Source organism: Sulfitobacter alexandrii, assembly GCF_001886735.1.
Lineage (GTDB): Bacteria > Pseudomonadota > Alphaproteobacteria > Rhodobacterales > Rhodobacteraceae > Sulfitobacter > Sulfitobacter alexandrii.
In genome coordinates this window covers 58,562-84,992 of the sequence record NZ_CP018076.1, presented here as the reverse complement: position 1 = coordinate 84,992, position 26,431 = coordinate 58,562, and the positions used below count along the sequence as shown (strand labels likewise).

Here is a 26,431-nt window from a genome sequence, read left to right as displayed (position 1 = left end):
GGTCGGCCCCTTGGATTATCGGCGTCATCGTCTAGTGTCACATCAAAGGAGCCGCATCATGACCATCGCCCAGATCAAACCCAACATGAACCACTGGCCCGAACGCGTGGATCTCGCCGCCGCCTTTCGCTGGACGGCAAGACTGAACATGCATGAGGGCGTGGCGAACCACTTCTCCCTCGCCGTCAACGATACCGGCACGCAGTTCCTGATGAACCCGAACCAGGTTCATTTCTCCCGGATCAAGGCGAGCGACCTGCTGCTGATCGACGCGAACGATCCCGAAACGCTCGAGGGTCCGGACGCGCCGGATCCGACGGCATGGGGATTGCACGGCGGCGTGCATCGGGCCTGCGCCCACGCCCGTTGCGTGATGCATGTCCATTCCATCCACGCGACGGTGCTGGCCTGCCTTCAGGACAGCCGCCTGCCACCGATCGACCAGAACTGCTGCACGTTCTACGACCGCATCGTCATCGACGAGAACTATGGCGGCCTTGCCTTCGAGGACGAAGGGGACCGCTGCGCCGCCCTTCTGAGCGATCCGAAACACAAGGTCATGGTGATGGGATCGCACGGTGTCATGGTCATCGGCGATACCGTGGCCGAGACTTTCAATCGCCTCTATTATTTCGAGCGCGCGGCGGAAACCTACATCAAGGCGTTGCAGACGGGGATGCCGCTGCGCCGCATTCCGGACGACGTTGCGGAAAAGACCGCGCGCGAGCTCGAGACCTACCCCGAACAGGATGCCCGCCACCTTGCCGAGCTCAAGGCGATTCTCGACACGGAAGGGTCAGACTATGCCGCCTGAACCGGAGAACTGGGAAGACGACGAAGACGAGTTCGACCACTTCACCGACGCGCAGGATGCGATCTGGGACTCCGTCATGGCGGAGCTTCAGGACGGCCGGAAGATATCCCATTGGATGTGGTTCGTGTTTCCCGTGCTCGAGGGTGTCGGTGAGTCGCCGACTGCGCTTTTCTTTGCGCTGCGCGACGTGCAGGAAACCCGCGAATACCTTGCTCACGAGACGCTTGGACCGCGCCTGACCCGATGCATGGACCTGATCGCGGCGCATGACGACAAGACGGCAGCCGCCATTCTGGGCAAGACGGATGCCTACAAGCTGCACAACTGCGCCACCCTTTTCGCCCGCGCCGCGGACGACCCCACCCCGTTCGATCGCGTGCTGGAAGTGTTTTTTGACGGCAAGCCTGCACAACGCACGCTCGACCTGCTGTGAAGGAACGGCCACCGGCCGGTGCGGGCCGGGGCCCTAGTCCAGAAGCGTTGCCAAGCCCGCCCCGCTTTGGTTATTTGCCGCAAATTCGCGCTGACGGGGCCCGCCCATGAACATCCTCTTCGTCCATCAGAACATGCCGGGTCAGTACCGTGAACTGGTCCAGTGGCTCGCCGCGACCGGACAGCACCGGATCTACTTCCTGACCCAGCGCAAGAACGCGCCTACCCTGCCGGGCGTGGAGACGAGAAAGTACGAGACCCACCGGACCCCCGCCAAGGATGCATATGGCCTGTCCCGTGTCTGGGAGGAAGCCGTCGGCGCCGGCTTTGGCGCTGCCGTGGCGGCAAAGCGCCTCGAGGTGCAGGAAGGGTTCAGGCCCGATATCGTCATCGGGCACGTGGGCTGGGGGGAGCTCACCTTTTTCAAGCAGATCTGGGCGGACGTGCCGATTATCGGCTTCTTCGAATACTACTACAACATCACCGGCGGATCCGTCGGATTCGACCCGGAAGAACCGGTGTCGGACCATGCCCCGTTCCTCATGCAGGCGCGCAACGCCGTGCCGTTGGCGAACATCGAAACCGTCGACATGGGCCATTGCCCCACCTACTGGCAGCGCGACCGTTTCCCGCGCAGCTTTCATGACAGGATGTATGTCTGTCACGACGGCATTCGCACCGACAAGCTGCTCCCGAACCCGGACGTCAGCCTCGGCCTGGGGCGCCTCGACCGTGAACTGACCCGCGAGGACGAGGTGCTGACCTATGTCTCGCGGAACCTGGAACGGACCAGGGGCTTTCACATCTTCATGCGGGCGCTGCCGCACATCCTGCGCGAACGCCCCGAGGCACGGGTGCTGATCGTCGGCGGCAACGAGGTGTCCTACGGCGGCAAGAGCAGGCACCCCGGCGGACTGCGTGCCGAGATGGAAGCCGAGGTCGGCAGGAATATCGACTGGGACCGCGTGCATTTTCTGGGCAACATTCCCTACCCGCAGTACAAGAAGATGATCCAGCTCAGCCGGTGTCACATCTACCTGACCATGCCCTTCGTGCTTTCGTGGTCACTGCTGGAATCCATGTCGATGGGCGCGACCATCGTCGCCTCTGACGTCGCGCCCGTACGCGAGGCGATCACACATGGCGAAACCGGATTGCTGGTGGACTTCTTCGATCCCGAGGCGCTGGCGGCGCAGGCGGTGGAGGTTCTGGCAAGACCGCAGGATTTCGCCCATATCGGAAAGGCGGCGCGCGATCACGTGGTGAGGGAATACGATTTCCTGACCCGGTGCCTGCCCGAGCATATCTCGCAGATCAACAAGCTGGTTCCGGCAGACAAGCGGATCCAGATGCCGGCCTAACGCTTGCGGAATATGGCGATATCCGCCTGGTCGTCCCGGTGGTCCGCCGTCGCTTTGCCGCCGTAGATGTTCACGGACCGATGCTCCAGATCCCCGATCTTCGGGGCGAGTTCCTCGAACTTGGCGGCAAAGCCCCGCGTCTCGAAATGCTCCGCGTTGATGGTCAGCACGAACAGCGCGCCGGAACGCGCGATCCGGATCACTTCATCCAGTGCGTCCGGCCCCACGTGCCCATGCGTGAAGGTTCCCGAGCTTACGACCGCGTCATAGGTGCCATCCGCGATGTCCAGCGGTCTGGTCAGATCCGCTTCGATGGTCCGCCGGTAGTGTCCCTTGGCCGTCGCCGTCGCAAGCATCTCCGGCGAGATATCCAACGCATCGATGTCGAAGCTGCCGCGCATCAGCATGTTGTCCGCGATCAGGCCGGTTCCCGCCCCCAGGTCCAGGACCGGACCCGGCCCCTGATAGATCTCAGCCAGCAACAGCGCCACGAGACGTGGCAACTGGTAATCCATGTCGGCGGCGAATCCGGTGTCGTAGCTCTTTGCCCAGTCGGCATAGAGCCTGCGGTTGTCATCCGGCGTCTGAAGCGCATAGGCCTTGTCGAGATCGGGATCGGTCATGGTCTCTCCTTTTCGCGACAGCCTAGCGTCAGTTCAGCAATGGCTCAATCGCGCCGACAATGGCCGCCGATTCCGGCTTTACCGGCGCACCCCAGGTGCCGACCACCCGACCGTCCGGGCCGATCAGTATCTTGTTGAAGTTCCAGCCCGGTTCGAAACCCGTCTCGGCCTTGACGGCCCGGTAGAACGGATGCGCCTTGGTGCCGCGTACGGCCGTGATGTCGGTCATCGGCAGGTCGAGACCAAAGGTCACCTCGCAGAATTCCTTCACCTCGTCCGCGCTCCCCAATTCCTGATTGAAGTCGTCGGACGGCACGGCCAGCACCACGAGGCCCCGCGCCCTGTACCGGTCGTAAAGCGCCTGAAGGCCGCTGTACTGGCCGGTATAGCCGCATTGCGAGGCCGTATTGACAACAAGGACCGGCTGCCCGGCCCATTGGCTCAACCGATGCTCGCCCCCGTCTATGTTGGTAAACACGACATCGCGCGGCGCGGCCTGCGCCATCGTGACACTCAGCAGCAATGCCAGAACCCACCGCATCTTCATTCTCCTCCAAAGAAAAGTCACCGCATGCACGGTGCCGGATCACATTGAGTTGCACCGGAAAGCCGGCCCTTTCATTCCAGCGCAAAAACACCATGTAATGACACGAGAGTTTCACGGAGGGATTGCATGTCAACCTACACCAAGAACCCCGATGTCATCGCGGGACTTAGCCCGGAAGAATATTATGTCACGCAGGAAAGCGGAACGGAGCGTCCGGGTACCGGCAAGCTCCTGAACAACAAGGAACCCGGCATCTACGTCGATATCGTATCGGGCGAACCGCTGTTCGCGAGCGCCGACAAGTACGAGAGCGGCTGCGGCTGGCCCAGCTTTACCAAACCCATCGACAACGTGACGGAGCATCGCGACGCCTCGCTTGGCATGGTGCGCACCGAAGTCAGGTCAAAGCACGGCGACAGCCATCTGGGCCATGTCTTTCCCGATGGCCCGGCCGACCGCGGCGGATTGCGATACTGCATCAACTCGGCCTCGCTGCGCTTTGTGCATCGCGACGACATGGAGGCGGAAGGATACGGCGACTACATAGATCAGGTGGAGGACGTAGCATGAGCAACGAACGCGCAGTACTGGCAGGTGGATGTTTCTGGGGCATGCAGGATCTGATCCGCAAGCGCCCCGGCGTGGTATCGACCCGCGTGGGCTATACCGGCGGGGATGTCCCGAACGCGACCTACCGCAATCATGGCACCCATGCCGAAGGTATCGAGATCATCTTCGACCCCGAGAAGACGTCGTACCGCGAGCTTCTGGAATTCTTCTTCCAGATCCACGACCCCACCACGCTGAACCGGCAGGGCAACGACCGCGGGATGAGCTATCGCTCGGCGATCTACTATGTCGATGAAGCGCAGAAAAACACGGCACTGGACACGATCGCCGATGTGGAAGCATCCGGCCTCTGGCCCGGCAAGGTCGTGACGGAGGTGGAGCCGGTCGGCGATTTCTGGGAAGCCGAACCGGAGCATCAGGACTACCTCGAACGCATCCCGAACGGCTACACCTGCCACTTCCCCCGCGCCGACTGGGTTCTGCCCAAGCGGGAAGCTGCAGAGTAACGGCAGCCTCCGGTCGACAACCGAACTGGTTCAGAAAGACGTAGAATGCCCGTCCCTGCGAAAGGGGCGGGCATTCCTGATTTCATGCCGGAAGAATCAATGACAATGCAGCGGCTTCGATCCGGCATGGCAGCACTGGCCCGGAGGCGACGACTTGCGGCAGCCGCCGCTATGCATCACCGCTTCGCCGGAGGAAGCGGCAACAACGGCAGGCAAGCGGGCCGCAACAGGGCCCGAGGCAAAGAGACCGGCCATCAAAAGGCAGCAGGTAATCAATCGCATGGTTTTTCCAATTCAATGAATGAAGTCAGACCACAACCCTACGCTGAATTAACTATTTGTTAAGTTTTATTAACACGTACCCACGACGCAGGCGGTCAACCTTCCGCCACGCGCGGTCGGCCTGCGGCCTCGACTGTAATGACCGCTTCGATGAAAACCTCCCGCGCTTCGACCCCTGCGGTCCGGATGTCGCGGTCCACGCGGATCTGGATGTCTACCGCGCCTGCTGCCAGGGCATCCGCCATCGCCTGTTCGCGAAGGGCAGCTTCGAGAAGGTCCAGCGCGTCTGCCTGATCCGTGAAGTCTTGCGGTCCGTCTGGCAGATGCACGCGGTACCGGCCTTCGCTTGGTGCCGTGACCGTCCCGCTTTGGCGCATTGTCACCCGCCCCACGACCGCACCGATGGCATTTGCGACACCGGCGTGCTCGGGCAGGATCATCTCGCAACCCAACCTGTCGCCCACCGCGGGATAGTAGCTGGCAGCGGAAGCACCCAACCCGATCACCGGCGCATCAAGGCCCGTCCGCAGGCGCACCAATCCCTGATGCCCCTGCAGGCCGCGCTGCATCAGAACGTGCCGGGCCAGCACGTCGGGCGCGATGTCGAAAGGCCTTTCTTCCTCGTCGAAGGCGGTTTCCAGAAGCGCGAGGCAGGTCTGGTGGGTCAGCTGGTCGACGATCATCTGCGCCACGTCTTCCGCGTTGTTGGACAGGACATTGCCCGCGCCAGTCCGCCTGCGCCCGAAAAGCAGCAAAGCCTTGCGCGCGGCGCTGCCGTCCCATTCCAACACGCGGCCCAGCACGTGACTTGCATCCGATGGCGTCACACCGGCGATCTGCACCAGCCCGCGTTCCACCAGGCGTTTCAGCGCGCCCTGCTCGATCCGGGCCCGCAGGACATCGCCCAGCGGGTGCACGCCGCCCCCGATGCGGTCCAGCAGCGCGGCCTCGCGCGGGCCAAGACCTTCGGCGGGCTGGCCGGGCACGGCGCGCACGAAGCGACCATCGTGTTCGCCCGGGGTCACCGACCGCAACTGCGTCTCGAGGGCCTCGTGCACGATCCCGGGTGCTTCGACTGCCAACAGCGACACCGGCAGCAGGCGCCGGGGGCCCAATGTGACACCGCCGCGCAGTCCTTCCGAAATGAAATGGACTTCGCTGTCGCCGCCCAGACCGGTGGTCCGCATCGAGACCGCCTCGACCATGGTGCGATATGGACCCACCCGCGCGCCGGCCGGGTCGATCATGGGGCGCCCACCACGCAGCAGGGCGACATCCGTGGTGGTGCCTCCGATATCACTGACAAGCGCAAGTTCCGCCCCCGTCATCCAGCGCGCCCCGACGATCGACGCGGCAGGGCCGCTCAGGATCGTTTCGATGGGACGCTCGCGGGCCTGCTGGCTTGAAATCAGCGCGCCGTCTCCACGCACCACCATCATCGGTGACGTGATCCCGAGTTCCTGAAGCCGATCTTCGGCCCGGCCGATCAGCCGGTCTATCATCCCGATCAGCCGGGCGTTCAGCACCGCCGTCATCGCCCGGCGGGGGCCGTTCAGCTTGGCCGAAAGCTGATGTGAGGCGGACACGGGCCGTTCGGTGATCTGTGCCACCAGTTGCGCCGCGCGCAACTCATGCGCGGGGTTGCGGGTAGCGAACTGTGCAGCGACGGCAAAACCGCTGACATCGCGCCCGTGCTGTTCGAGAAACGCGATCAAACCCGCCTCGTCCAGCGGGCGCACCTCGGAACCCGAATGGTCATGACCACCGCCCAGGACGATGGCGGGATCGCCTTTCAGCGCCTCGGACAGGCCATGGGCCTCCAGGTCGCGCTCACGGAACCCGATGTAGATCAACGCCACGCGCCCGCCCTGCCCTTCGACCAGCGCATTCGTGGCCAGGGTGGTCGACAGCGACGCCAGCGAGATCTCCGACGGCGACACACCGGCAGAGGTCAACACGGCCTGCACGGCGGCGCCGATCCCCTCGGCGAGGTCATGGCGGGTGGTCAGCGATTTCGCAGAGGCGATGACCGTTTCGTCATCGCGGATGAGCACCGCGTCCGTGTAGGTTCCGCCCGTATCCACGCCCAACAGCAAGGCCATATCCGTCTCCGCTTTGTTGCCAGATCGGTGTAGCGCCTCGTGCGGCGGGGTCCATCCCCTTCGTCAGGCCGGCAGACGCGCCACGGCCCAGCGCGCTGCATCCGCCACGGTGGGATCGGGATCTTCGCACAGGCGCTGCGCCACGGGCCTGAGCCTGGGCAGGCCCGAATTTCCCATCGCGTAAAGCACGTTGCGCACGAACCGGTCCCGCCCGATCCGCTTGATCGCCGAACCCGCGTAGCGTTGGCGAAAGGCGGCATCGTCCAGTTCGGCAAGCTCCGCGAGATCGGCGGCCCGCGCCGCCGGCCCGTGATACCGCAGGTCGCTGGCGGCGACGGCGAACTTGTTCCACGGGCAGATCGCGAGACAATCGTCGCAGCCGTAGATCCGGTTTCCCATCAGCTCACGCAGATCTTCGGCAACCGGACCCTTGTGCTCGATCGTGAGGTAGGAAATGCAGCGCCGCGCATCCAGCTGGAACGGCGCCGGAAAGGCGTCTGTCGGACAGATGTCCAGACACTTGCGGCACGAACCGCAGTGCTCGCTCTCCGCCGGGTCAGCAGGCAGGTCTAGCGTGGTGAAGATGGACCCGAGAAATGCCCAGTTTCCCCAGTCCCGGCTGAGCAGATTGGTGTGCTTGCCCTGCCAGCCGAGCCCCGACGCCTGTGCGAGCGCCTTTTCCGGAACCGGCGCGGTATCCACGAAAACCTTCACCTCGCCGCCGCCTTCCGCGATCAGCCAGCGGGCCAACCGCTTGAGCCGCTTCTTGACAATGTCATGGTAATCGCGTCCCTGCGCATAGACCGAAATCGCCCCCTTTTCGGGCCGGTCGAGCACCGCCAACGGATCCGTTTCGGGGGTATAGCTTTCGGCCAGCATGAGAACCGACCGCGCCTCGGGCCAAAGCGCCGCGGGGTTGCCGCGCCAGTGCATCCGGTCGGCCATCCAGCCCATCTGACCATGGTATCCCGCCTGGACAAAGGCGGTCAGCCGGTCGGCCACCTCGGGCACCGCGCCGGGCTTGCAGACGCGTGCCGCCACGAACCCCTCGCGCAGCGCCTCTGCCACCAGCCTGGCCTTCAGTTCCATGCACGGCCTTTCTTGTCCTGCGCTGCCGGACTGCGATCAGCCACCGGGAGCGGCTTCAGAAATCAAGGTTGTTGTAGTGTTTGGGCGGCGGAAAGCCGGGCACCTGATCTGCCAGCAAGGCCCGGAACGCGGGGCGCGACTTGATCTTGGCATACCAGTCCTTGACCACGTCACTGCGGTTCCAGTCCACGTCCGAGATATAATCGAGGGACGAAAGATGCGCGGCGGCGGCAAAATCCGCCAGGGTCATGACGTCTCCCGCCAGCCAGCGCCGGTGGTCCAGCAACCAGGCCATGTAATCGAGGTGATATTTGATCGCCTTCGCGCCGGCCTTGACGTTGGAACTGTCCGGATAGCCCTGCTTCATCACCTTCTTGTTCACCCGTTCGTAAAGCAGTTTCGACGTCACCTCGCGGTGGAACTTGTCGTCGAACCAGCCCACGAGGCGGCGCACCTCCAGCCGCTCCGCGGGATCCCGCGGCAGCAGCGGCGGTTCCGGGCGGGTTTCCTCGATGTACTCGCAGATCGCCGAACTTTCAGCCATCATGATACCGTCGAGGCGCAGCACAGGCACCTTTCCGGCTGGATTGCGCCGCATGAAATCGGCGTCCTGCTCCCAGTAGCGTTCCTCGACCAGTTCCACCTCGATCTTCTTTTCCGCGAGGCTCAGGCGCACCTTGCGGCAGAAAGGCGATAGCGGGACATGAAACAGGCGGGCCATAGTCAGCTTTCGAAATGGGACGAAGTAGGGCCATCCATGCCCCTTATCCCGGCGGGTTTCAACTCTCGAAACAGGCGGCGCGCCCGTCGTTGCGGATCGTCGCCGCCCCGTCGCGCACTTGTCTGGCCCGCTTTGCCACAAAGGTGCTGGGGCGCGACGCGGATCGGTCCTTGGGCGACGGCAGGATCGCTGCGAGACGCGACGCCTGCGTCGCGGACAGGTCCGCGGCCGACACTCCGAAGTAATGGCGTGCCGCGGCCTCCACGCCGAAGACCCCTTCGTCGAACTCGGCGATGTTCAGGTAGACCTCGATGATGCGACGCTTCGACCAGATCGTTTCCACCACCGGTGTGATCAACGCTTCGAGCGCCTTCCGGACCCACGTCCGGCCATGCCAGAGGTAGACGTTCTTGACCGTTTGCTGGCTGATCGTTGACGCCCCGCGGTTCGACCCTTCTGCGATCGCCTTCCGAATGGCGATCATGTCGAATCCCCAATGCTGGCAGAAGTTCGCGTCTTCGGCCGCAACCGCGGCGCGGGCCATCACCGGTGCGATGCGGTCAATTGGAACCCAGGTCTGCTGCACGCCACCCAGCCGGCGGCTCTCGGAAAACATGTAGGCTGTCGTTGGCGGGTTGATGACCGCGCCCAGCACCACCACGAACACCACGAGAATGAACGCGGCCGAGACGCCGCGCAGCGCCAGCCGGGCCATCCGCCGCCGGAAAGAGCGCCGGACCGGCGGTTTCGACGTCGTCTTTTTCAACGTGGATTTGGATGTGCGGGCCATCCCCAAGCTATAGGGCGGCTCAGGGCTTTTGTGAACGCCCCGCTTGCGCGATCTGCCGCGCGAGGTAACTTCCGATCATCTTCGACGCGCGCGGCGACGGGTGCGTGTCGTCGGCAGCGAACATGCCGGGTTCTGTCGGGTCGATCACGTCTTCGGAGTCGACGAAGAAGACATCGGGCCGGGTCTGTGCAAAACGCGCGATACGCGCTTCCATCTCCACCAGATCATTCCGGCAGCCCTGAAACGACCCCTTGCCGTTGCCCTTGTAGTATCCCATCCAGAGGATCCGCGCGCCTGTTTCCCACTGCAGGCGATCCACGAAGGCGGGGATCGAGCCGGTTTGCGCATCGGGTCCGATCAGCCCGTCAACGACGGAACCGCAGGCGCCGCAACCGCAGTCCGAGCCGAGGTCGTTGGCGCCTCCGTTCAGCACGATCCAGTTCCAGCGTCCGCCGGGAAACTGCCGGCGGATGTCAAAGCCGACCGCCCCTGCGATGCCCGAGTCGTTGTCGAACTGCGCGCCCGGTATCGCCTTGCTGACAACACGACGCCCCAACGCCTCGGCAATGCCGTCCGGGATCGCGGCATCGCTGGTCCCGTTCCATGCCATGACGGAATCGCCCATCACGAGTATGTCTCCGCCCCCGCGCGGGGCCGGGTCGGTACAGGCGCCCAGAAACGCGGCGACGACAAGGAAAAGCGGGATAAATCGCGGTATCATGACGCGGAAGTAGGCGGTCGGCCGCAAAAGGAAAGCTGCCGCCGACCGAATTGCGGCCGGACGTGGCGCGCATCGGCGTGCGCCCCCTTTAGGCAGGGCGCACGCCGGCTTTCAAGATCACTCCGCAGGAACCGCCGCCTCGTCCAGGCCAAGAGGCGCCGCGAGATGCGGCAGCATTTCCTTGGGGCAGACCTGGAGGAAGTTGTGCTTCTCCGCGTCCCAGTGCTGGAGGATTTCCTCGGCCATGCGGCTTTGGGTTTCCTCGTGGTGCCTCTGGAGAAGTTCCTTGAGTTCATCCAGCCAATGATCGACGGTCACGGGGCAGGTGACGATGGTTTCCTTGTTCATCAACACCTGCGCGGTGTTTTCGGGATTATAGAGATAGGCCATCCCGCCGGTCATCCCGGCCCCGAAGTTTGCACCGATATCCCCCAGGATCACGGCCACACCACCTGTCATGTACTCGCACCCGTTGCTGCCACAGCCTTCGATGACCACATGGGCACCGGAGTTTCGAACGGCGAAGCGCTCCCCGGCGCGTCCGGCTGCGAACAGGAAACCCGATGTCGCACCGTAGAGTACGGTGTTGCCGATGATCGTGTTCTCCGTCGCCGTGATCGGGCTGGCCATGTTCGGCCGGACGACGATGGTCCCGCCGGAAAGCCCCTTGCCGACGTAATCGTTCGCGTCGCCCGACACTTCCAGTTTCAGACCCTTCGCCGCGAAGGCCCCCAGCGATTGACCGGCAGAGCCTGTCAGCTTGACCGTGAGGTGATCGGCCTGCAGCGCATTGCGCATCCCGAATTTCTTGATGATGTGGCTCGAAATCCGCGTGCCGACGGTACGGTGCGTGTTCTGCACCGCGTAGGACAGCTGCATCTTCTCGCCGTCCTCGAGGAAGCGCGCGGCGTCGCGGACGATCTGCGCATCCAGCGTATCCAACACCGGCTGACGTGGCTTGTCGCGATCGTAGACGTTGTCGTTGGCGCCATCCACCGCGATGAGAAGCGGGTTCAGGTCAAGATCGTCAAGGTGCGCCGATCCACGGCTGACCTGCGCCAGCAGGTCGGCCCGGCCGATCACCTCGTCCAGGCTGCGCGCGCCGAGACCTGCGAGGATCTCGCGCACTTCCTGTGCATAGAAGGTGATGAGGTTAACAACCTTGTCCGCGTTGCCGCTGAAGCGGGCGCGTAGGGATTCGTCCTGCGTGCACACGCCCACGGGGCAGGTGTTGGACTGGCACTGACGCACCATGATGCAGCCCATGGCGATCAGCGCGGCAGTACCGATGCCGTATTCCTCGGCCCCCATCATGGCGGCCATGACGATATCGCGCCCGGTCCGCAGCCCGCCGTCGGTGCGCAGCGTCACGCGGTCGCGCAGGTTGTTCATCGACAAGACCTGGTGCGCCTCGGTCAGGCCCATTTCCCAGGGCAGGCCCGCGTATTTGATCGACGTCGCAGGGCTGGCACCGGTGCCGCCGTTATGCCCCGAGATCAGGATGATGTCGGCCTTGGCCTTGGCCACGCCCGCCGCGATGGTGCCCACGCCAGAGGAAGCGACCAGCTTGACCGTCACCTTGCAGCGCGGGTTGATCTGCTTGAGGTCGTAGATCAGCTGCGCCAGATCCTCGATCGAATAGATGTCGTGGTGCGGCGGCGGGCTGATCAGCGTCACGCCCGGCGTCGAATGCCGCAGGCGCGCGATCAGCTTGGTCACCTTCATGCCGGGCAGCTGGCCACCCTCGCCGGGCTTGGCCCCCTGCGCCACCTTGATCTCCAGCTCTTCGCACTGGTTCAGGTACTCCGCCGTGACACCGAAGCGGCCGGACGCGACCTGCTTGATCTTGGCCGACGGGTTGTCACCGTTCGGTTCCGGCGTGAAATGCGCCGGATCCTCGCCGCCCTCGCCCGAATCCGACTTGGCGCCGATCCGGTTCATGGCAACGTTGAGGGTCTTGTGCGCTTCGGGGCTGAGCGCACCCAGCGACATGCCGGGCGTCACGAACCGCTTGCGGATGCTCGTGATGCTCTCGACCTCTTCCAGCGGAACAGGCTTGCCCAGCGGCTTGATGTCCAGAAGGTCTCGCAGATGGATCGGAGGGTTGGACTTCATCTTGGCAGAATACTGCTGCCAGAGCTGATAGGATGCCCGGTTGCAGGCCATCTGCAGCATATGCATCGACGACGCTTCCCACGCGTGGGTCTCGCCCGACTTGCGCGCCTTGTAGAAGCCGCCGATGGGCAGCACGGTACCGTCACCCTGCCATCCCTTCGAGTGGACCTCTTCCGCCTTTCGCTGGATTCCGGTCACGCCGATCCCGCTGATGCGGCTGGTCATGCCCGGAAAATACTCTGCGCACATCGCCCGGGACAGGCCCACCGCCTCGAAGTTCAGGCCGCCGCGGTAGGATGAGACGACGCTGATCCCCATCTTGGCCATGATCTTGAGCAGACCCTGGTCGATGGCGGTGCGGTAACGGGCGATCGCCGAGGTGAGAGACATGTCCAGAAGGCCCCGGTCGATCCGGTCGGCGATGGAGTCTTCGGCAAGGTAGGCGTTGACCACGGTCGCGCCGCAGCCGATGAGAACCGCAAAGTAATGCGGGTCGACGCATTCCGCCGACCGCACGTTGAGCGAGGTAAAGGTCCGCAGGCCCTTGCGGGTCAGATGGCTGTGCACGGCCGATGTCGCCAGGATCATCGGCATCGCGACCTTGTCCTTGCCACTGAGGTGATCGGTCAGCACAAGGTGCCCTGCGCCCGAACGCACGGCGTCTTCGGCTTCGGCACGAATGCGCTTGAGCCCGGCGCTCAGCGATCCTTCACCCGGGGCGAACGAGCAATCGATGGTGACCACGTCCGCGTTGAAGTGGGTGCACAGCGCATCGAACTGGGCATTGCCGACAAACGGACTGTCCAGCACGAGGATCTCGGTCTGGCTGCTGTCCTCGTCCAGCACGTTCTTGAGGTTCCCGAACCGTGTCTTGAGGCTCATCACCCGGTATTCGCGCAAGGAGTCGATCGGCGGGTTGGTCACCTGGCTGAAATTCTGCCGGAAGAAATGGCTCAGCGGCCGATACTGGTTCGACAGCACGGCAGACGGCGTGTCGTCGCCCATCGACGCCAGCGCCTCCTTGCCGTCCTCGGCCATCGGGGCGAGAATCTGCTCCAGATCTTCGATGGAATATCCCGCAGCCACCTGCCGGCGACGCAGTTCGTTCCCCGTGAATACCGGCTTTTCGGTGACCTCGGCCAGATGTTCGTCCAGCTCCGCGATCTTGCCGACCCATTCACCGAAAGGCAGCGCCGCGGCGAGCTTGTCCTTGATCTGGGAGTCGCCGTAGAGCTTGCCCTTCTTCATGTCGACCGAGATCAGCTGGCCGGGGCCCAGCGCACCCTTGCGGACCACGTTGGATTCATCAAGCGGCACCATCCCCGCCTCCGACCCTGCGATCAGCATGCCGTCACCCGTCACCACGTAGCGCATCGGGCGCAGGCCGTTCCGGTCCAAACCGGCACAGACCCAGCGGCCATCGGTCATCGCGAGGGCCGCGGGACCATCCCAGGGTTCCATAACGGAGTTGCAGTAGGAATACATGTCGCGCCACGCCTGCGGCAGTTCGACGGCCTGCTTGGACCAGCTTTCCGGAACCAGCATGGTCTTGGCCATCGGCGCAGACCGTCCCGCGCGCACCAGCACTTCAAACACCGAATCCAGCGCCGCGCTGTCGCTCGATCCCGCGGCGACGATCGGCTTGATGTCATCCGCCATCTCTCCGAACGTGGCAGAGGCCATCCGGATCTCGTGGCTCTTCAGCCAGTTGAGGTTGCCCTTGAGGGTGTTGATCTCGCCGTTGTGGGCAAGCATGCGGAACGGCTGCGCCAACCACCATTGCGGGAAGGTGTTGGTGGAGTAGCGCTGGTGGTAAATGGCAAAGGCACTGATGAAGCGCTCATCCTTGAGGTCGGGATAGAATTCCGCCACCTGCTCGGCCAGCATCATGCCCTTGTAGATGATGCTCCGGCAGGACATGGAGGCGATATAGAAGTTGGGCACCTGCGCGGCGATCACCGCTTTTTCCACGCGGCGGCGGATCACGTAGAGCTCGCGTTCGAAGGTTTCCTCGTCCACGCCCTTGGCGTTGGAGATCAGGATCTGCTCGATCTCCGGGCGGGTTGCGTTCGCCTTCTCGCCGAGGACGGAAATGTCCACCGGCACATGCCGCCAACCGTAGATGTAGTGCCCCATGCGCAGCACTTCGGCCTCGACGATGGTTCGGCAAGTCTCCTGTGCGCCGAAGTTCGTGCGCGGCAGGAATACTTGGCCAACGGCGATCAGCTCGTCCTCGCGCGGGGTGTGGCCGGTACGCCGGACCTGATCGTAGAAGAAGGGAACCGGAATCTGGACGTGGATGCCGGCACCGTCGCCTGTCTTGCCGTCCGCATCCACGGCGCCACGATGCCAGATCGCCTTGAGCGCCTTGATCCCGTTTTCGACCACGGCACGTGACTTGGACCCGTCGATGTTGACCACCAGGCCAACCCCGCAGGAGGAATGTTCCTGGGACTCGTCATACAGACCGTGCTCTGCCAGGTAGGCCCGCTTCGCGGCCATGTCCTCGGCCCATTTTTCGTCGTAGATCATTGTATCGGATCCTTTCATTCGGTCACGTAGCCGGCCGCCAGGGCGTCACAGCCGTAAAGGGGAGTGTCGGACAGGAAACCGCCCTGCCCGGGATAGATGAAATCGACAGGCCGGCTGTCGTAGGAAAAGGTCGTGTCGGGCCGGGTGACGTCGCCCGTCCCCGAGAAGAAGCGCCCGTGCGTTTCGGACACGTATTCGGAGCCTTCTGCCTCGTAGATGAGTTCGCCGTCGGCATCGGTCTTGCGGATGGAATACTCGGTGCGATGCAACCGCTCGCCGTCGATCACGACGTCACGCTCCGCGATCCGGTCGAAACCGACGACACGGTGCGGACCTTCGCCCGTATCGAGGCTGAAGTCATAGGTATCGAGACCGGATTGCAGCAGGGTGCTGAAGCTTGCCGGATCCGGCGCCGGGCTGATCAGCGCCTCTCGGTCGCCGCTGGTCAGGAAGAAAGACTGAACCCACTGCGCTTCAACATCGATCTGACCGACGTAGACCAGACCCCGCTGATCGATCTCGCCGCGCCACTGAAGACCGGGCCCATCGGCGGTGCAGGTCCAAAGGTGTTCCACGATGCAGCCTCGGTTCTGAACTGTCAGGAACGCCGTGCAGCCCTGGGGCGGGGTGAACGTGCCCGCCGCGACCGGACCTGCCAGCAAAGCCAGGATAGCCGCGCGCATCAGTCATCACCTCCGGTGAACATGGCAATGGTTTCCCGCGTTCCTAGCCGGGTATGGTCACCCGCCAGCCGATAGCCCTGCGGGCACATGTCGGCGAAGAATTCCATCTGCAAAGGCGCTCCGCCACCATCGGGGAAAAGACCCGCCGCGAGGTTGCGACGGCCGTCTTCCAGCGTTTCGTACCACAGGGTCGACCCGCAGATTCCGCAGAAGCCGCGTTGTGCCCATTCCGACGATCGGTAGGTGGTCGCGTCGCCGGAAACGACAATGCTGCCCGGCACGGTTTCGATCGAGAAGAACGCACCGGACGTATGCCGGCGGCACATGTCGCAATGGCACGCCCGCAGGATCGGGTTTTCCGTCTGCGCCGTCACCTGGACGGCACCGCAAAGGCATTGACCGCTGATCTCAGGCATCTCCGGCCACCCTTGCTGCTTGGGGATGTTTGCGGCGGTACTGTTCCGCCGTCGCCTTGGGGTGATCGCCTGCAAGGCTGAAGGCGGCCGGTGCCTCGTCGCAGTAGATCTCGCTTCGCAGGGGCCAGTCTTTCGTGGCTTCGAACAGCCCCGGCATCAGGTCGTAGTCGGCCCCGTCCTGGAGGTCGCGCATCCACAGGTGCGAACCGCAGGTCGCGCAGAACGCACGCTCCGACAGGTTCGAAGACTGGTGCACGGCGACCGGGCCGGTAATGTCGACCGTGGCGGGTGCGGCACCAAAGCAGGCAAAGACCGATCCGCTCCACCGACGGCACATGCCACAGTGGCAAACCCCGATCCATCCTGCCGGGTCGGTGACGGTGATGTGCACCGCGCCGCACAGGCACCGCCCTTCGATCACATCGTTCGGCATTCTCCGTCTCCCTTTCCCGCGTCAGGACATTCCGTCCTGCCACCGCGGCGTTCCGCGACGGGCGCCTGGACCGCGCCCTTCCCCCGTTTTATTCCGCCGCGATTGCGGTTTCCCCGGCGTCCAACCGCTTGAGGATCGCCTGGGCGCAGTCGCGCCCGTCCTTGATCGCCCAGACGACAAGGCTTGCGCCGCGAACGATGTCACCCACGGCATAGACCCCGTCCAGCGCGGTCTGGCCGGACACATAGTCGGCCTTGATCGTGCCCCATCGGTTCACGGGCAGTTCCGTTTCCCCCCAAAGCGTCGGCAGATCCTCGGGTTCGAAGCCCAGAGCCATGATCACCAGATCCGCGTCCTCGACGTAATCCGATCCCTCGATCAGTTCAGGCGCCTGCCGGCCGGTGGCGTCCGGCTGTCCGAGGCGCATCTTCTGCACCATGACGCCGGTAACGGGATCGCCGACAAAGCCCTTGGGCGCAGAAAGCCATTCAAAGACCACGCCTTCTTCCTCGGCATTGGCCACTTCCCGCTGGCTGCCCGGCATGTTGGCGCGATCCCGGCGATAGAGACACTTTACCGAGGTCGCCCCCTGACGGATCGAGGTGCGCACGCAGTCCATCGCGGTGTCGCCGCCGCCGATGACGACGACCCGCTTGCCCTTTGCATTCAGCCGACCGCTTTCGAATTCCTCGACCTTGTCGCCGAAGCTCTTACGGTTGCTGGCGGTGAGGAAGTCGATGGCACGCTCCAGCCCCGGCACGCCGACACCGGGCGCCTGTATCTCGCGCGTCTTGTAGACACCGGTGGCGATGATGACCGCATCGTGCTTCGCGCGTATTTCGGCGAAAGAGATATCGATGCCAACGTCGCAATTCAGCTCGAAGGTTACGCCGCCCTCGGCCAACTGGTCATTGCGCCGCATCACCACGTCCTTTTCCAGCTTGAAGCCCGGAATCCCGTAGGTCAGCAACCCGCCGGCGCGGTCGTACCGATCGTATATCGTGACCTGCACCCCGGCGCGCCGCAGGACGTCCGCCGCCGCGAGGCCGCCCGGACCCGCACCGATGATGCCGACGCTTTCCTCGCGTTCCGCCGCCGGCTTGATCGGTTGCACCCAGCCTTCTTCCCAAGCGGTATCGGTGATGTACTTTTCCACCGCCCCGATCGTCACCGTGCCATGACCCGATTGTTCGATCACGCAGTTGCCCTCGCACAGACGGTCCTGGGGGCAGATACGGCCGCAGATCTCGGGAAACGTATTGGTCGCCTGGCTGACTTCGTAGGCTTCCTGCAGGCGGCCTTCGGCGGTCAGGCGCAGCCAGTCCGGGATGTTGTTGTGCAGCGGACAGTGAGACTGGCAGTAGGGAACCCCGCACTGGCTGCACCGGCTCGACTGCTCCTTCGCCTTGGCGTCGGCGTATTCCGCATAGATTTCCTGAAAGTCGGCGCGACGCAGGTCAGGGGGACGCTTCTCGGGCATGTCCCGTTCGATATTGACGAATTTCAGCATCGGCTGCTCTGCCATGGTGGTGCCCTTCCAGATTTACGGCCAGAGCATCCATCTATCTCAGGTCGAATCAAAAATAAAGTCAGCAAGGCTGACGTATATGATCCATTATTTCGCCGAAGGCGCGAAATATCTCAAGATGGCGACTTTATTTGGGTCCGAACCGGACCCAATAATCAAAAACCTGCGTAAAGGGCCGCGATCGCAACCGTGCCCACGATGATTCGCCACCATCCGAACAGCGCATAACCATGCCTGCTGACGTAATCGAGCAACCAGCGGACAACCAACACCGCAGAGATGAAAGCCATCACGAACCCGACCGCGATTTCGCCGAGTGCCGATGCGTCGAGCACATCGCGGTTCTTGTAGAGATCGTAGGCAAAGGCCCCTGCCATGGTCGGCATGGACAGGAAGAACGAGAATTCCGCCGCGGCTCTCTTGCTCGCGCCCAGCAGCAATGCCCCCACGATGGTCGCACCGGAACGTGACGTGCCCGGGATCATGGCAAGGCACTGTATGAACCCGATCTTCAGCGCCATGGGCAACGGAAACTCCATTGCGTCCTCGTGCCGCGGTTCGGGTGCGATACGGTCCACGAACAGGAGGATGACACCTCCGACCACAAGCATGACGGCGATCAGCATCGGCGTCTCGAAAAGGACCGTCTTGATGAAATCGTGGGCGATGACACCGATCACGACCGCAGGCAGGAACGCAACCAGAACCGACAGGATGAAGCGCCGCGCCGCAGGATCATGCGGGGCCGCGGAAAACACGGCCCAAAGTCGCGCGGCATAGAGAGACAGGATCGCAAGCACCGCACCGAGCTGGATCACGACTTCGAATGTGCGCCCCGCGCTCTGGAACCCCAGGAAATGACCGGCCAGCAGCAGGTGACCCGTCGAGGATACGGGAATGAACTCCGTAAGCCCTTCGAGCAGACCGAGAACGGCCGCGACAAGTGTCGTATCCATCAGCCGTTACGCAGGTTGCGTGCGGATTCCTTGATCGCGTCGTACTGGCCCGAAGGTCGGAAACGCCACAGGTAGTCCGGCAGAACCGATGCCATCGACACCGGCTTGATGCCCAGATCGGCAAGGGTTTTTGCCCCTTCCGACACGATATTGTCCTTGGAGAGGTTTCTGACCTGATCGCGGGTCAGCATGCGGTTCACGAACAGGCCGAAGCTGAGAGATTGCAGCGTGTCGAAACCCCATGCCATGATCCGCGCGATGAACGTCGGCATGTTAAAGATCAGGCGACGGCGATGGATGACCCCGAACATCCGCTCCATCAACCCCCGGAAGGTATCGACTTCGGGACCACCCAGTTCATAGATTCCACCTTCGGCCTTGCCGGTCACGGCGAGAACTGCGGCCTGCGCGACATCGTCGACATAGACCGGCTGGAAGCGGGTGTGCTGCCCCACCACCGGGAGGATCGGGCTGTTGCGCGCCATGCCCGCGAAACGGTTGAAGAAATCGTCTTCGGGACCAAAGACGATGGAGGGCCGCAAGATCACTGCATTCGGCATGTACTTCCGCACAGCCTTCTCGCCCTCGCCCTTGCTGGCGGCGTACGCGCTGTCGGACTCGGCATCCGCCCCGATGGCAGAGATCTGGACCATCCTTTCGATGCCCTCTTCGGCGGCCAGCCGCGCGACGCGGGCAGCACCCTCCGCCTGCACGGCGTCGAAACGGTTGCGGCCCTGCTCGACTAGGATGCCCACGCAGTTGACGACGGCATCGGCCCCCTGCATCGCGGTCCTTACCGAGTCGTCATGCCGGATGTTGCACAGGATCGGCTCCACCTGCCCGACGACACCGTAGGGCCGCACGAAGATGGCTTCGTTCGGGTTACGCACCGCGACCCGCACCCGCCAGCCGGCCTTGGCCATGCGGCGGGCGATATACCGCCCGACAAAGCCGGAACCGCCGTAGATCGTTACCAGCTTGGACATGATGAAGCTCCTCGCGCGATCGAATTCACGGTGCCGGTTTAACGACACCCCCCCAGTCAAACAAGGCCAATCGCCCGTTGTCCATTACGGAACCGGCCAAAGTTGAAAATTGCGCCAGAATGCAATTGACACTGCTACGCTCCCCCTCTAAATGCAGCCCTCACGTGACCTGCCCAGGTGGCGGAATGGTAGACGCGCTAGCTTCAGGTGCTAGTACTGGCAACGGTGTGGAGGTTCGAGTCCTCTCCTGGGCACCAATTCCCCGACATGGCGAAAACCAAAAACGCCGCCTTGGCGGACGCAGGGTTTCTCTTGCTTCAGCACCAGACCCGGATCAGGCGACGAGTGTCGATGTGAGCCGTTCCCCAAGGGCGACAAAGGTCAATCCCGCCATGCCGATACTCAGACCCAGCGGAAACCGCCGCCGGTCGCGCAGGCTGAGCCAGCGGGTGCTCTGGGCATCCGACATGGCACGCAGGGCGACCAGGAGGATGACGCCCAGCACGATACATGCCGAGAAGAGCAGGCCGAAAACCGGCAGCGCCGCCGTCGGGATCAGCAGGGTAAGCGCCGCCATCAACTTGACGTCTCCGCCCCCCATGAGGCGCGCGGCGAACAGTGCCAGCCCTGCGGCGAAAACGACGAGAGCCGCGCAGAATCGCCAGAGGATTTCGGTCAGCGGCTCGGTCATGGCGAGGCTGACAATGGCCACGACGAGAACGAGACCGACCAGTCCGTTAGGAATCCGCATCAACCGCAGATCGCACAGGATCACCGCCAGCATCAGCGGGGCCACCAGCCAGCCGACCGGCACCGCTATATCTGCGAAAGCCGTCACGAGACCACCCCGTCAGGATCGTTGACCAGTGCGATGAGTTCCACCTGCCCCGCCGTCTGCGTCTTGGAATAGATGTTCCGCAAATGCGTGCGCACCGTGGCGACCGACAGGTCGAGCTCCTCGGCGATGGTCTTGGCTTTCTGGCCGGCAACCAGCATGTGACAGACCCGCTGCTCTGCACGACTGAGCCCGCAGGGATTGTTGCCACTGAGGATCCCCGAAGACGGCACCTGCACGCTTTGCGACCGGCTTCTGATGTTCGACAGCGTGATCCTCGTGATCAGGCCCGGCGCGCGCATCTTCCAGGCTTCCGCCAGGGCGGCACTGACCAGAACCGGCGGGATGTCGGGGTTCAGGCTGGGGATCGAATCGAAGATCATCTCGATCACGTCAAGCTGACCCGGCCGGTCCGCCAGAACGATTAGCACGACGTTGATGATATCCTCCCGCGGATCCCATTCGGCGGCCGCGGCACTGCCGGGAAATTCGGCTTCGGCGCGCAGATCGCTGAGGCTGAGCATCGTGCCGGGCGGGATCTCCGCATCTCGTGTGGCACGAAGATATCTGGCCAGCGTGCCCTTGCTGTTTTCCGCAGCGGCGGTGTCGTCCTGCCGGCGGGCTGCGGCGATGGGAACAGACCGGTCTTCCCTGAAGCGGTAGAATGAAATGTTGCGGGCCGAGGTCTGGCGCGTGAGAACAGCGATCACATCCGTCAGGGGGGCGTGACCGGCGATGGCCGCGTGCCAGTCATTGAGCAGGGCAAAGCACCGGGCGATGCGGCTGTGCGTATCGGTTGCGTTCGGAAACGGCACGATATCCGTTCGATCCCTGACGACATGTCTTTGCACTGTTTACTCTCCAACAACGGGGTCGGTCCGGCTGTGCCGGTCCGCTCCACCCCATGGACCACCGGAATGTGGCGAAAGTTTGGAAGTGTCGGCCGTCATCGCCGCGAGGCCGGACGTTGCATACAAGATGTGTCCCGCCTGCGACCCCGGCCTCAAAGCGAACCGCTGAATGCCACATTCCGGGCAAAACAGCCCTGAAATGGCCCCGAACGTTCATCGTGCTGAACGATGTGTTAACAAATTGGATTGGCTATTTCTTTTTCCATCAGCGGCCCAATCGGACAGAGGGTCATAATGATTTCGGTCTCGAGAGACCATCGTAAAAGGAACCAAACTGATGACGAACACCCTGAAGAACCTGATTGCCCGCCTGCAAAGCTGTGACGAAGGGGCGACCCTCGTGGAATACGGTATCGCCCTGGGCATTGCCGTGAGCGTCGGCGCAGGCGCCCTGCTGACCCTGGGCGGTGACGTGAACACCAAGTTCAGCGACGCCAAGGCCGCCGTGAACCAGACCGCGACGCCGACCAACCCGTAAGCGGGCCTCCCATGTTTCCAAAGAAGAGACGCGCCAACCACCGCCTTTTCGGTTGGCGCTGCTCACCCTTCCGCAAGGAATGTTTAACGATTTAGTCCAGGTACCCAGATGACCCCCATAGCGGCACTCGATCATTTTCGCAGGGACGAACATGGCGGCGTGCTGCTGCTCTGGGCTGTCTGCGTGGTCATGATCCTGGGCTTCTTTGGCCTGATCTTCGACACTGGGCGCATGGCCGCCACCCAGTCGGAACTGCAATCCTACGCCGACAGTGTCAGCCTTGCCGCCGCGGCGGAACTGGACGGCAAGTCGGATTCCATCGCCCGCGCGACCGATGCGGCTGCCGGCCTGATCACCGATACGCAGACTTTCGCGGACGGGGCACGCACCCTCGATTTCGCCGACGACGTCGCGCTGGTTTTCTACAAGCCCGCTCCAAACGGCAAGTTCGAGCGGTCAGAGGCGCTCGAAACCACGAACAGCTATGCCGCCCGTTTCGTCGAAGCCCGCATCAGCGATCGCGACGTTCGGGCTGCCGTGACTGCGGCCTTCAGCTCTCTCACCGGCGAAGAAACACCCGACAGCAGCGTCTCCGCCAGCGCGGTGGCGGGGTTCTCGCTTGAGGCATGCAATGTCGCGCCGGTCGCCATGTGCCTGCCCTCGGTCGACTTCGACGCGGCTTCGAACATCGGAAAGACATTGGAGCTGAAGCTGGATGTAAATCTCAGCCAACTGATTCCCGGCCAGCTTCGCGCCGTCCACACGCTGACCGACTCACTCGACGGCCTCGAAATCTGCGCGGGCCTGCTCGGCCGCAACCTGGCTGCCTGTCTGCTGGCCTCGCGCCAGCCGGAAACGGCCTGCGCCGGAGGCGGCGGGCTGCATCTTACGGCGGATGTCTCCGGCACCGACCTGATGGACGCGATCAATACCCGTTTCGGCAAGTTCCGTGGTCTCGTTTCCGGATACCGCAACAAACCGCAGTTCAGTGCCGCGCCCAACGTCCTTACCGGCCTGCTGAGCGCCGCAGGCCTCTGCCTCCCGATCGGAGACCTGCTGAACCTCGGGAACGCGGATATCGGGCTGCCGACCGACGATTGCCTTGCGACCGGCGGATGCTCCGTTCAGGGCAACGGTGTGTGGGAGGCGGGCCGGACGGCCTATGTCGAAGCGCATTACGACGGCGACGAGCCCCACCCCGAGGCGCGCACGCGCTTCGAATTCTACCAAGCCGAAATCGAAGCCGCCGTCGAAGCTGAGTCCAACCCGTTGACGGGCGCGGTCGGTGGCCTTCTGGGCGGCGTGATCGGAGAACCCGCCATGTGCGCGCCCCAGCCGAACAAGGATATCAAGCGCCGCCTCATGGTGGTGGCCGGGATCGACTGCCTTTCGGCGGAACTGGATGCCGCCGTGACGGTGCCCCCTGTGCAACAATTCTTCGAGGTCTTCACTCTCGGCCCCGCAGAAAACGGTCTGCTCAACGTCGAGATCACCGCCTGCCTGGGCGGCGATTGCGGTGGTGGCAACCTCGACACGGAAGTCGTGGACGTCGTGAGGCTTGTCGAATGATGCGCAGGCACCTCACCTTCTGGCGAAACGAAGACGGCGCCGCGCTGGTCGAATTCGGAATGCTCCTGCCGACGCTCCTTCTATTTGTCGGGCTCTGCGTCGAGGGCACGCGGACCTACTGGTCCTACCAGACCACGATCACCGGGGTGCGTGATGCGACACGCTACCTCAGCCGCGTGGTGGACCGCGACATCTGCCTGAACGGTGGATCGGTCAGCGCCTGGGATGCCAAGCTGACGGAGATCGTACGCACCAGCCAGTCCGGCGAGGGAATGTTCCCGCGCGCCGTGTCGATCAAGGGTGTCAACGCCAGCCTGACCTGCCGGAACGCCGGTTTGCGCGGCGGCGCCACCGCGGTGGCAACGGTCAGTGCCAGCCTTCAGATCGGGGTGCCCTTCGCGTCGCTCTTTCGGCTGGCCGGGGTCGAGACCGCCGCCGTCGACACGAAAGTTACCGACAGCACGAGGATCCTGGGCCTGTGATTTCCCTGTCCCGTATCGATTTTCGGCATTTCGCACGAAACGAAGCCGGCGCGACCCTCGTGGAATTCGCCGTGGTACTCAGTATCTTCATCTTCATGATCTTCGCCCTGATCGACTTTGCGCGGCTGGGATTTTCCAACGTGATGGCGGAAAAGGCGACCGAAAAGGCGGTTCGCATGGCCGTCGTGCGCGCGCCCGCCTGCCCGGATGTGCCCCGCGTCAACCAACGTGGACTGATCGGAATCATCTCCCTCGACCTGCCGAACGGCAGCTCGTGCGAGACGCGCCCGGGTTTGTGCCAGGCGCCCGGCCTGGTGTCCTGCACCGGATCGCTCGAAAACCCGACTGCCGCGCAGATCTGGAATCGGGTGCGCCCCCTGCTGCCGAACACCGCCCGGCCCGAGAATCTGAGGTTCACCTACAGCTTCGACCCCAGCCTCAACCGGGTCGCCGCTGCCTATACCCCGGTCGTCACCGTCGAACTGGCGGCGCTGCGCTTCGACTTCATTTCGCCGCTGGGCGCGCTGGCGGATTTCGCCAGCAATTCCAAGGGCAGCAAGTTGGGCGAAGGGTTCACCTTTCCCGCCATGAGCGCCTCTCTGCCCGCTGAAACCATCAACTAGGAACCTTTGCATGACCATCGCCCATCACGATATCGAAAAGCAGGTGGCCGCAGCAGTCGCGGCCCAGCCCGATCGGGACAGCGGACCGCGCACAAAGGTCATCATCGCGGTGCAGACCCCCGAACTCGGCCGAAACCTGAGCGAGGAAATGGGTCAGGATCCGAACGTCGCCGGAACGGTGGTTCACGGCACGCTTAACGCAGTCCTCGATGCCAAGGGCATGGAACTGGACCGGATCGACATCATCGCCTTCGAGGTCGGTGAGGACGTGGCCGCCGACCTTGCCGCCCTCAAGCGGGTCGAGGACATGCTGACCGGGCCGCAATTCATCGCGGTATCCACGCGCCCCCTGGCCGCAGACATCCGCAACGCGATGCTGGACCTTGGCGTGCAGGACATGCTTGTGGTCACGCTGAAAGCCCCGGAAAGCCGCGTCGGCGCGGACCTCCGGAAAGCGCCCGAGCACACTGAGACCGCGAACCCTGAACCCATCGCCGATCCGTCCTTGGGCGAGGACGACATGCCTGCCGCCCTGACCGCGCAGGACACCCCCGGCGCGGAGATGCTTGCCAAGGGTCATGGCGACGTCACCGTGATGCTGCGTGCAAGGGGCGGCGCCGGTGCGTCGACCCTGGCCGTCAATCTTGCCGCCGCCATCGCAAGGGATGCCAAACCCGGCACCACTGCGCTGGTCGATCTCGACATCCAGAACGGGGCAATCGCGCTGATGCTCGACCTGCCGGATTCCGACCAGGCAACGCGCTTTGTTCGCGGTGACGCCGTGCCGGATGCGGCTTTCCTGGACAAGGCCATGGTCCGCCACGCCAGCGGCGTCGACGTGCTGACCGCACCCGATGTCTTCGCTCCGCTTTCGGCAATATCGCCGCAGGACATGGTCACACTGATGACCGCACTCAAGACGCGCTATGACAACATCGTCATCGACATGCCCCAGACCGTGGTGGACTGGATGGATCCGGTTCTGGCCAACGCGGCGAGGGTGCTCGTGGTCAGCGACATGTCGCTTCCCTCGGTCCGCCGGACGCGGCGGCTGATCGACCTGATCGCGGAAGAGCACATGACCCTCCCGATCAAGGTCGTGATGAACTTCGAGAAGAAGCCGCTGGTGACGACCGAGGCCCAAAAGGAGGCGGCGCAGCTGATCGGCAGGCCCCTGATTCACTGGATTCCGACCGATGCCCGCGCCGCGAAAAGAGCCATCGACCTCGGCACGCCGCTGATCGGCAACGCCAAGCGCTCCGGGCCGGCGCGCGCGATCGTCGCGCTCAAGAAGACGCTTTTTGCCAGCACAGGAAAGGGCTAAGC

The 26,431-nt window shown here is 63.6% G+C and carries 26 protein-coding genes and 1 tRNA gene; 11 read left to right on the top strand and 16 right to left on the bottom strand.

Going from position 1 to position 26,431, the window contains the following annotated elements; genetic code table 11:
* Window positions 1-58: 58 nt before the first annotated feature.
* The 3 genes from BOO69_RS00405 to BOO69_RS00395 all read left to right on the top strand — a co-directional run bounded on the left by BOO69_RS00405 (window position 59) and on the right by BOO69_RS00395 (window position 2,607).
* Entirely contained in the window at window positions 59-814 is a 756-nt protein-coding gene (locus BOO69_RS00405; protein WP_071969288.1) for a class II aldolase and adducin N-terminal domain-containing protein, read from the top strand.
* Entirely contained in the window at window positions 804-1,247 is a 444-nt protein-coding gene (locus BOO69_RS00400) for a DUF1810 domain-containing protein (protein WP_071969286.1), read from the top strand. The genes BOO69_RS00405 and BOO69_RS00400 overlap by 11 nt, the downstream gene beginning before the upstream one ends.
* 106 nt (window positions 1,248-1,353) lie before the next feature.
* Window positions 1,354-2,607 (top strand): glycosyltransferase family 4 protein, encoded by a 1,254-nt coding sequence (locus tag BOO69_RS00395; protein WP_071969284.1) that lies wholly within the window; start codon window positions 1,354-1,356, stop codon window positions 2,605-2,607.
* On the opposite strand, the gene BOO69_RS00390 is transcribed toward BOO69_RS00395, so the two are convergent.
* Entirely contained in the window at window positions 2,604-3,230 is a 627-nt protein-coding gene (locus BOO69_RS00390; RefSeq protein ID WP_083545411.1) for a class I SAM-dependent DNA methyltransferase, read from the bottom strand. The genes BOO69_RS00395 and BOO69_RS00390 overlap by 4 nt on opposite strands.
* Before the next feature lie 28 nt (window positions 3,231-3,258).
* On the bottom strand, window positions 3,259-3,771 hold the full coding sequence (locus BOO69_RS00385; RefSeq protein ID WP_156874830.1) for a glutathione peroxidase: 513 nt from the start codon (window positions 3,769-3,771) through the stop codon (window positions 3,259-3,261).
* 132 nt (window positions 3,772-3,903) lie between these two features.
* On the opposite strand from BOO69_RS00385, the gene msrB reads away from it, so the two are divergent.
* Window positions 3,904-4,347, top strand: a complete 444-nt coding sequence (msrB, locus tag BOO69_RS00380; protein ID WP_071969278.1) for a peptide-methionine (R)-S-oxide reductase MsrB — start codon at window positions 3,904-3,906, stop codon at window positions 4,345-4,347.
* On the top strand, window positions 4,344-4,853 hold the full coding sequence (gene msrA / locus BOO69_RS00375; RefSeq protein WP_071969276.1) for a peptide-methionine (S)-S-oxide reductase MsrA: 510 nt from the start codon (window positions 4,344-4,346) through the stop codon (window positions 4,851-4,853). The genes msrB and msrA overlap by 4 nt, the downstream gene beginning before the upstream one ends.
* Window positions 4,854-5,230: 377 nt before the next feature.
* Here the strand turns inward: msrA and BOO69_RS00370 are convergent, their stop codons facing one another.
* From BOO69_RS00370 to BOO69_RS00315, 12 genes are all read right to left on the bottom strand, one after another.
* Window positions 5,231-7,237, bottom strand: coding sequence for a hydantoinase/oxoprolinase N-terminal domain-containing protein (locus tag BOO69_RS00370; RefSeq protein ID WP_071969274.1), 2,007 nt, complete (start codon window positions 7,235-7,237; stop codon window positions 5,231-5,233).
* Between the two features lie 63 nt (window positions 7,238-7,300).
* Window positions 7,301-8,326: a tRNA epoxyqueuosine(34) reductase QueG gene (gene queG / locus BOO69_RS00365; RefSeq protein ID WP_071969272.1), complete on the bottom strand. Its 1,026-nt coding sequence runs from the start codon at window positions 8,324-8,326 to the stop codon at window positions 7,301-7,303.
* Window positions 8,327-8,381: 55 nt separating this feature from the next.
* Complete coding sequence (gene fzlA / locus BOO69_RS00360; protein WP_071969271.1) at window positions 8,382-9,047, bottom strand: FtsZ-binding protein FzlA; 666 nt, start codon at window positions 9,045-9,047, stop codon at window positions 8,382-8,384.
* 58 nt (window positions 9,048-9,105) lie between these two features.
* Complete coding sequence (mtgA, locus tag BOO69_RS00355) at window positions 9,106-9,837, bottom strand: monofunctional biosynthetic peptidoglycan transglycosylase (protein ID WP_071969269.1); 732 nt, start codon at window positions 9,835-9,837, stop codon at window positions 9,106-9,108.
* A 19-nt stretch (window positions 9,838-9,856) separates the two neighbouring features.
* Window positions 9,857-10,558 carry an SGNH/GDSL hydrolase family protein gene (locus BOO69_RS00350; protein WP_071973563.1) on the bottom strand — a complete coding sequence of 234 codons (702 nt, stop codon included), beginning with the start codon at window positions 10,556-10,558 and terminating at the stop codon, window positions 9,857-9,859.
* A gap of 117 nt (window positions 10,559-10,675) precedes the next feature.
* Window positions 10,676-15,205, bottom strand: a complete 4,530-nt coding sequence (gene gltB / locus BOO69_RS00345) for a glutamate synthase large subunit (protein WP_071969267.1) — start codon at window positions 15,203-15,205, stop codon at window positions 10,676-10,678.
* Window positions 15,206-15,219: 14 nt separating this feature from the next.
* A complete protein-coding gene (locus BOO69_RS00340) occupies window positions 15,220-15,888 on the bottom strand; it encodes a hypothetical protein (RefSeq protein WP_071969265.1) in 669 nt (222 codons plus the stop codon).
* Window positions 15,888-16,304 (bottom strand): GFA family protein, encoded by a 417-nt coding sequence (locus BOO69_RS00335; RefSeq protein ID WP_071969263.1) that lies wholly within the window; start codon window positions 16,302-16,304, stop codon window positions 15,888-15,890. The genes BOO69_RS00340 and BOO69_RS00335 overlap by 1 nt, the downstream gene beginning before the upstream one ends.
* Window positions 16,297-16,737, bottom strand: a complete 441-nt coding sequence (locus tag BOO69_RS00330) for a GFA family protein (protein WP_071969261.1) — start codon at window positions 16,735-16,737, stop codon at window positions 16,297-16,299. The genes BOO69_RS00335 and BOO69_RS00330 overlap by 8 nt, the downstream gene beginning before the upstream one ends.
* Before the next feature lie 88 nt (window positions 16,738-16,825).
* Entirely contained in the window at window positions 16,826-18,262 is a 1,437-nt protein-coding gene (locus BOO69_RS00325) for an NAD(P)-dependent oxidoreductase (RefSeq protein WP_071969259.1), read from the bottom strand.
* A gap of 158 nt (window positions 18,263-18,420) precedes the next feature.
* Window positions 18,421-19,221, bottom strand: a complete 801-nt coding sequence (locus BOO69_RS00320; RefSeq protein ID WP_071969257.1) for an undecaprenyl-diphosphate phosphatase — start codon at window positions 19,219-19,221, stop codon at window positions 18,421-18,423.
* Window positions 19,221-20,207, bottom strand: coding sequence for a complex I NDUFA9 subunit family protein (locus tag BOO69_RS00315; protein ID WP_071969256.1), 987 nt, complete (start codon window positions 20,205-20,207; stop codon window positions 19,221-19,223). Before BOO69_RS00315 ends, BOO69_RS00320 begins: the two co-directional genes overlap by 1 nt.
* A 171-nt stretch (window positions 20,208-20,378) precedes the next feature.
* On the opposite strand from BOO69_RS00315, the gene BOO69_RS00310 reads away from it, so the two are divergent.
* Window positions 20,379-20,464: transfer RNA gene (locus tag BOO69_RS00310), tRNA-Leu, on the top strand.
* A gap of 77 nt (window positions 20,465-20,541) precedes the next feature.
* On the opposite strand, the gene BOO69_RS00305 is transcribed toward BOO69_RS00310, so the two are convergent.
* Both BOO69_RS00305 and BOO69_RS00300 read right to left on the bottom strand, forming a co-directional pair.
* Complete coding sequence (locus BOO69_RS00305; protein WP_071969254.1) at window positions 20,542-21,045, bottom strand: A24 family peptidase; 504 nt, start codon at window positions 21,043-21,045, stop codon at window positions 20,542-20,544.
* Window positions 21,042-21,857, bottom strand: coding sequence for a helix-turn-helix transcriptional regulator (locus BOO69_RS00300; protein ID WP_071969252.1), 816 nt, complete (start codon window positions 21,855-21,857; stop codon window positions 21,042-21,044). The genes BOO69_RS00305 and BOO69_RS00300 overlap by 4 nt, the downstream gene beginning before the upstream one ends.
* A 373-nt stretch (window positions 21,858-22,230) precedes the next feature.
* On the opposite strand from BOO69_RS00300, the gene BOO69_RS00295 reads away from it, so the two are divergent.
* The 5 genes from BOO69_RS00295 to BOO69_RS00275 all read left to right on the top strand — a co-directional run bounded on the left by BOO69_RS00295 (window position 22,231) and on the right by BOO69_RS00275 (window position 26,429).
* On the top strand, window positions 22,231-22,431 hold the full coding sequence (locus tag BOO69_RS00295) for a Flp family type IVb pilin (protein WP_071969250.1): 201 nt from the start codon (window positions 22,231-22,233) through the stop codon (window positions 22,429-22,431).
* Window positions 22,432-22,539: 108 nt separating this feature from the next.
* The gene (locus BOO69_RS00290) at window positions 22,540-24,000 is read left to right on the top strand and encodes a TadE/TadG family type IV pilus assembly protein (RefSeq protein WP_071969248.1); all 1,461 of its coding nucleotides are present in this window, start codon (window positions 22,540-22,542) and stop codon (window positions 23,998-24,000) included.
* Window positions 23,997-24,482 carry a TadE/TadG family type IV pilus assembly protein gene (locus BOO69_RS00285; protein ID WP_071969246.1) on the top strand — a complete coding sequence of 162 codons (486 nt, stop codon included), beginning with the start codon at window positions 23,997-23,999 and terminating at the stop codon, window positions 24,480-24,482. The genes BOO69_RS00290 and BOO69_RS00285 overlap by 4 nt, the downstream gene beginning before the upstream one ends.
* A complete protein-coding gene (locus tag BOO69_RS00280; RefSeq protein ID WP_172839475.1) occupies window positions 24,479-25,105 on the top strand; it encodes a TadE/TadG family type IV pilus assembly protein in 627 nt (208 codons plus the stop codon). Before BOO69_RS00285 ends, BOO69_RS00280 begins: the two co-directional genes overlap by 4 nt.
* Before the next feature lie 10 nt (window positions 25,106-25,115).
* Window positions 25,116-26,429 carry a CpaE/TadZ family protein gene (locus BOO69_RS00275; protein WP_071969244.1) on the top strand — a complete coding sequence of 438 codons (1,314 nt, stop codon included), beginning with the start codon at window positions 25,116-25,118 and terminating at the stop codon, window positions 26,427-26,429.
* The last annotated feature ends 2 nt before the right edge of the window (window positions 26,430-26,431 follow it).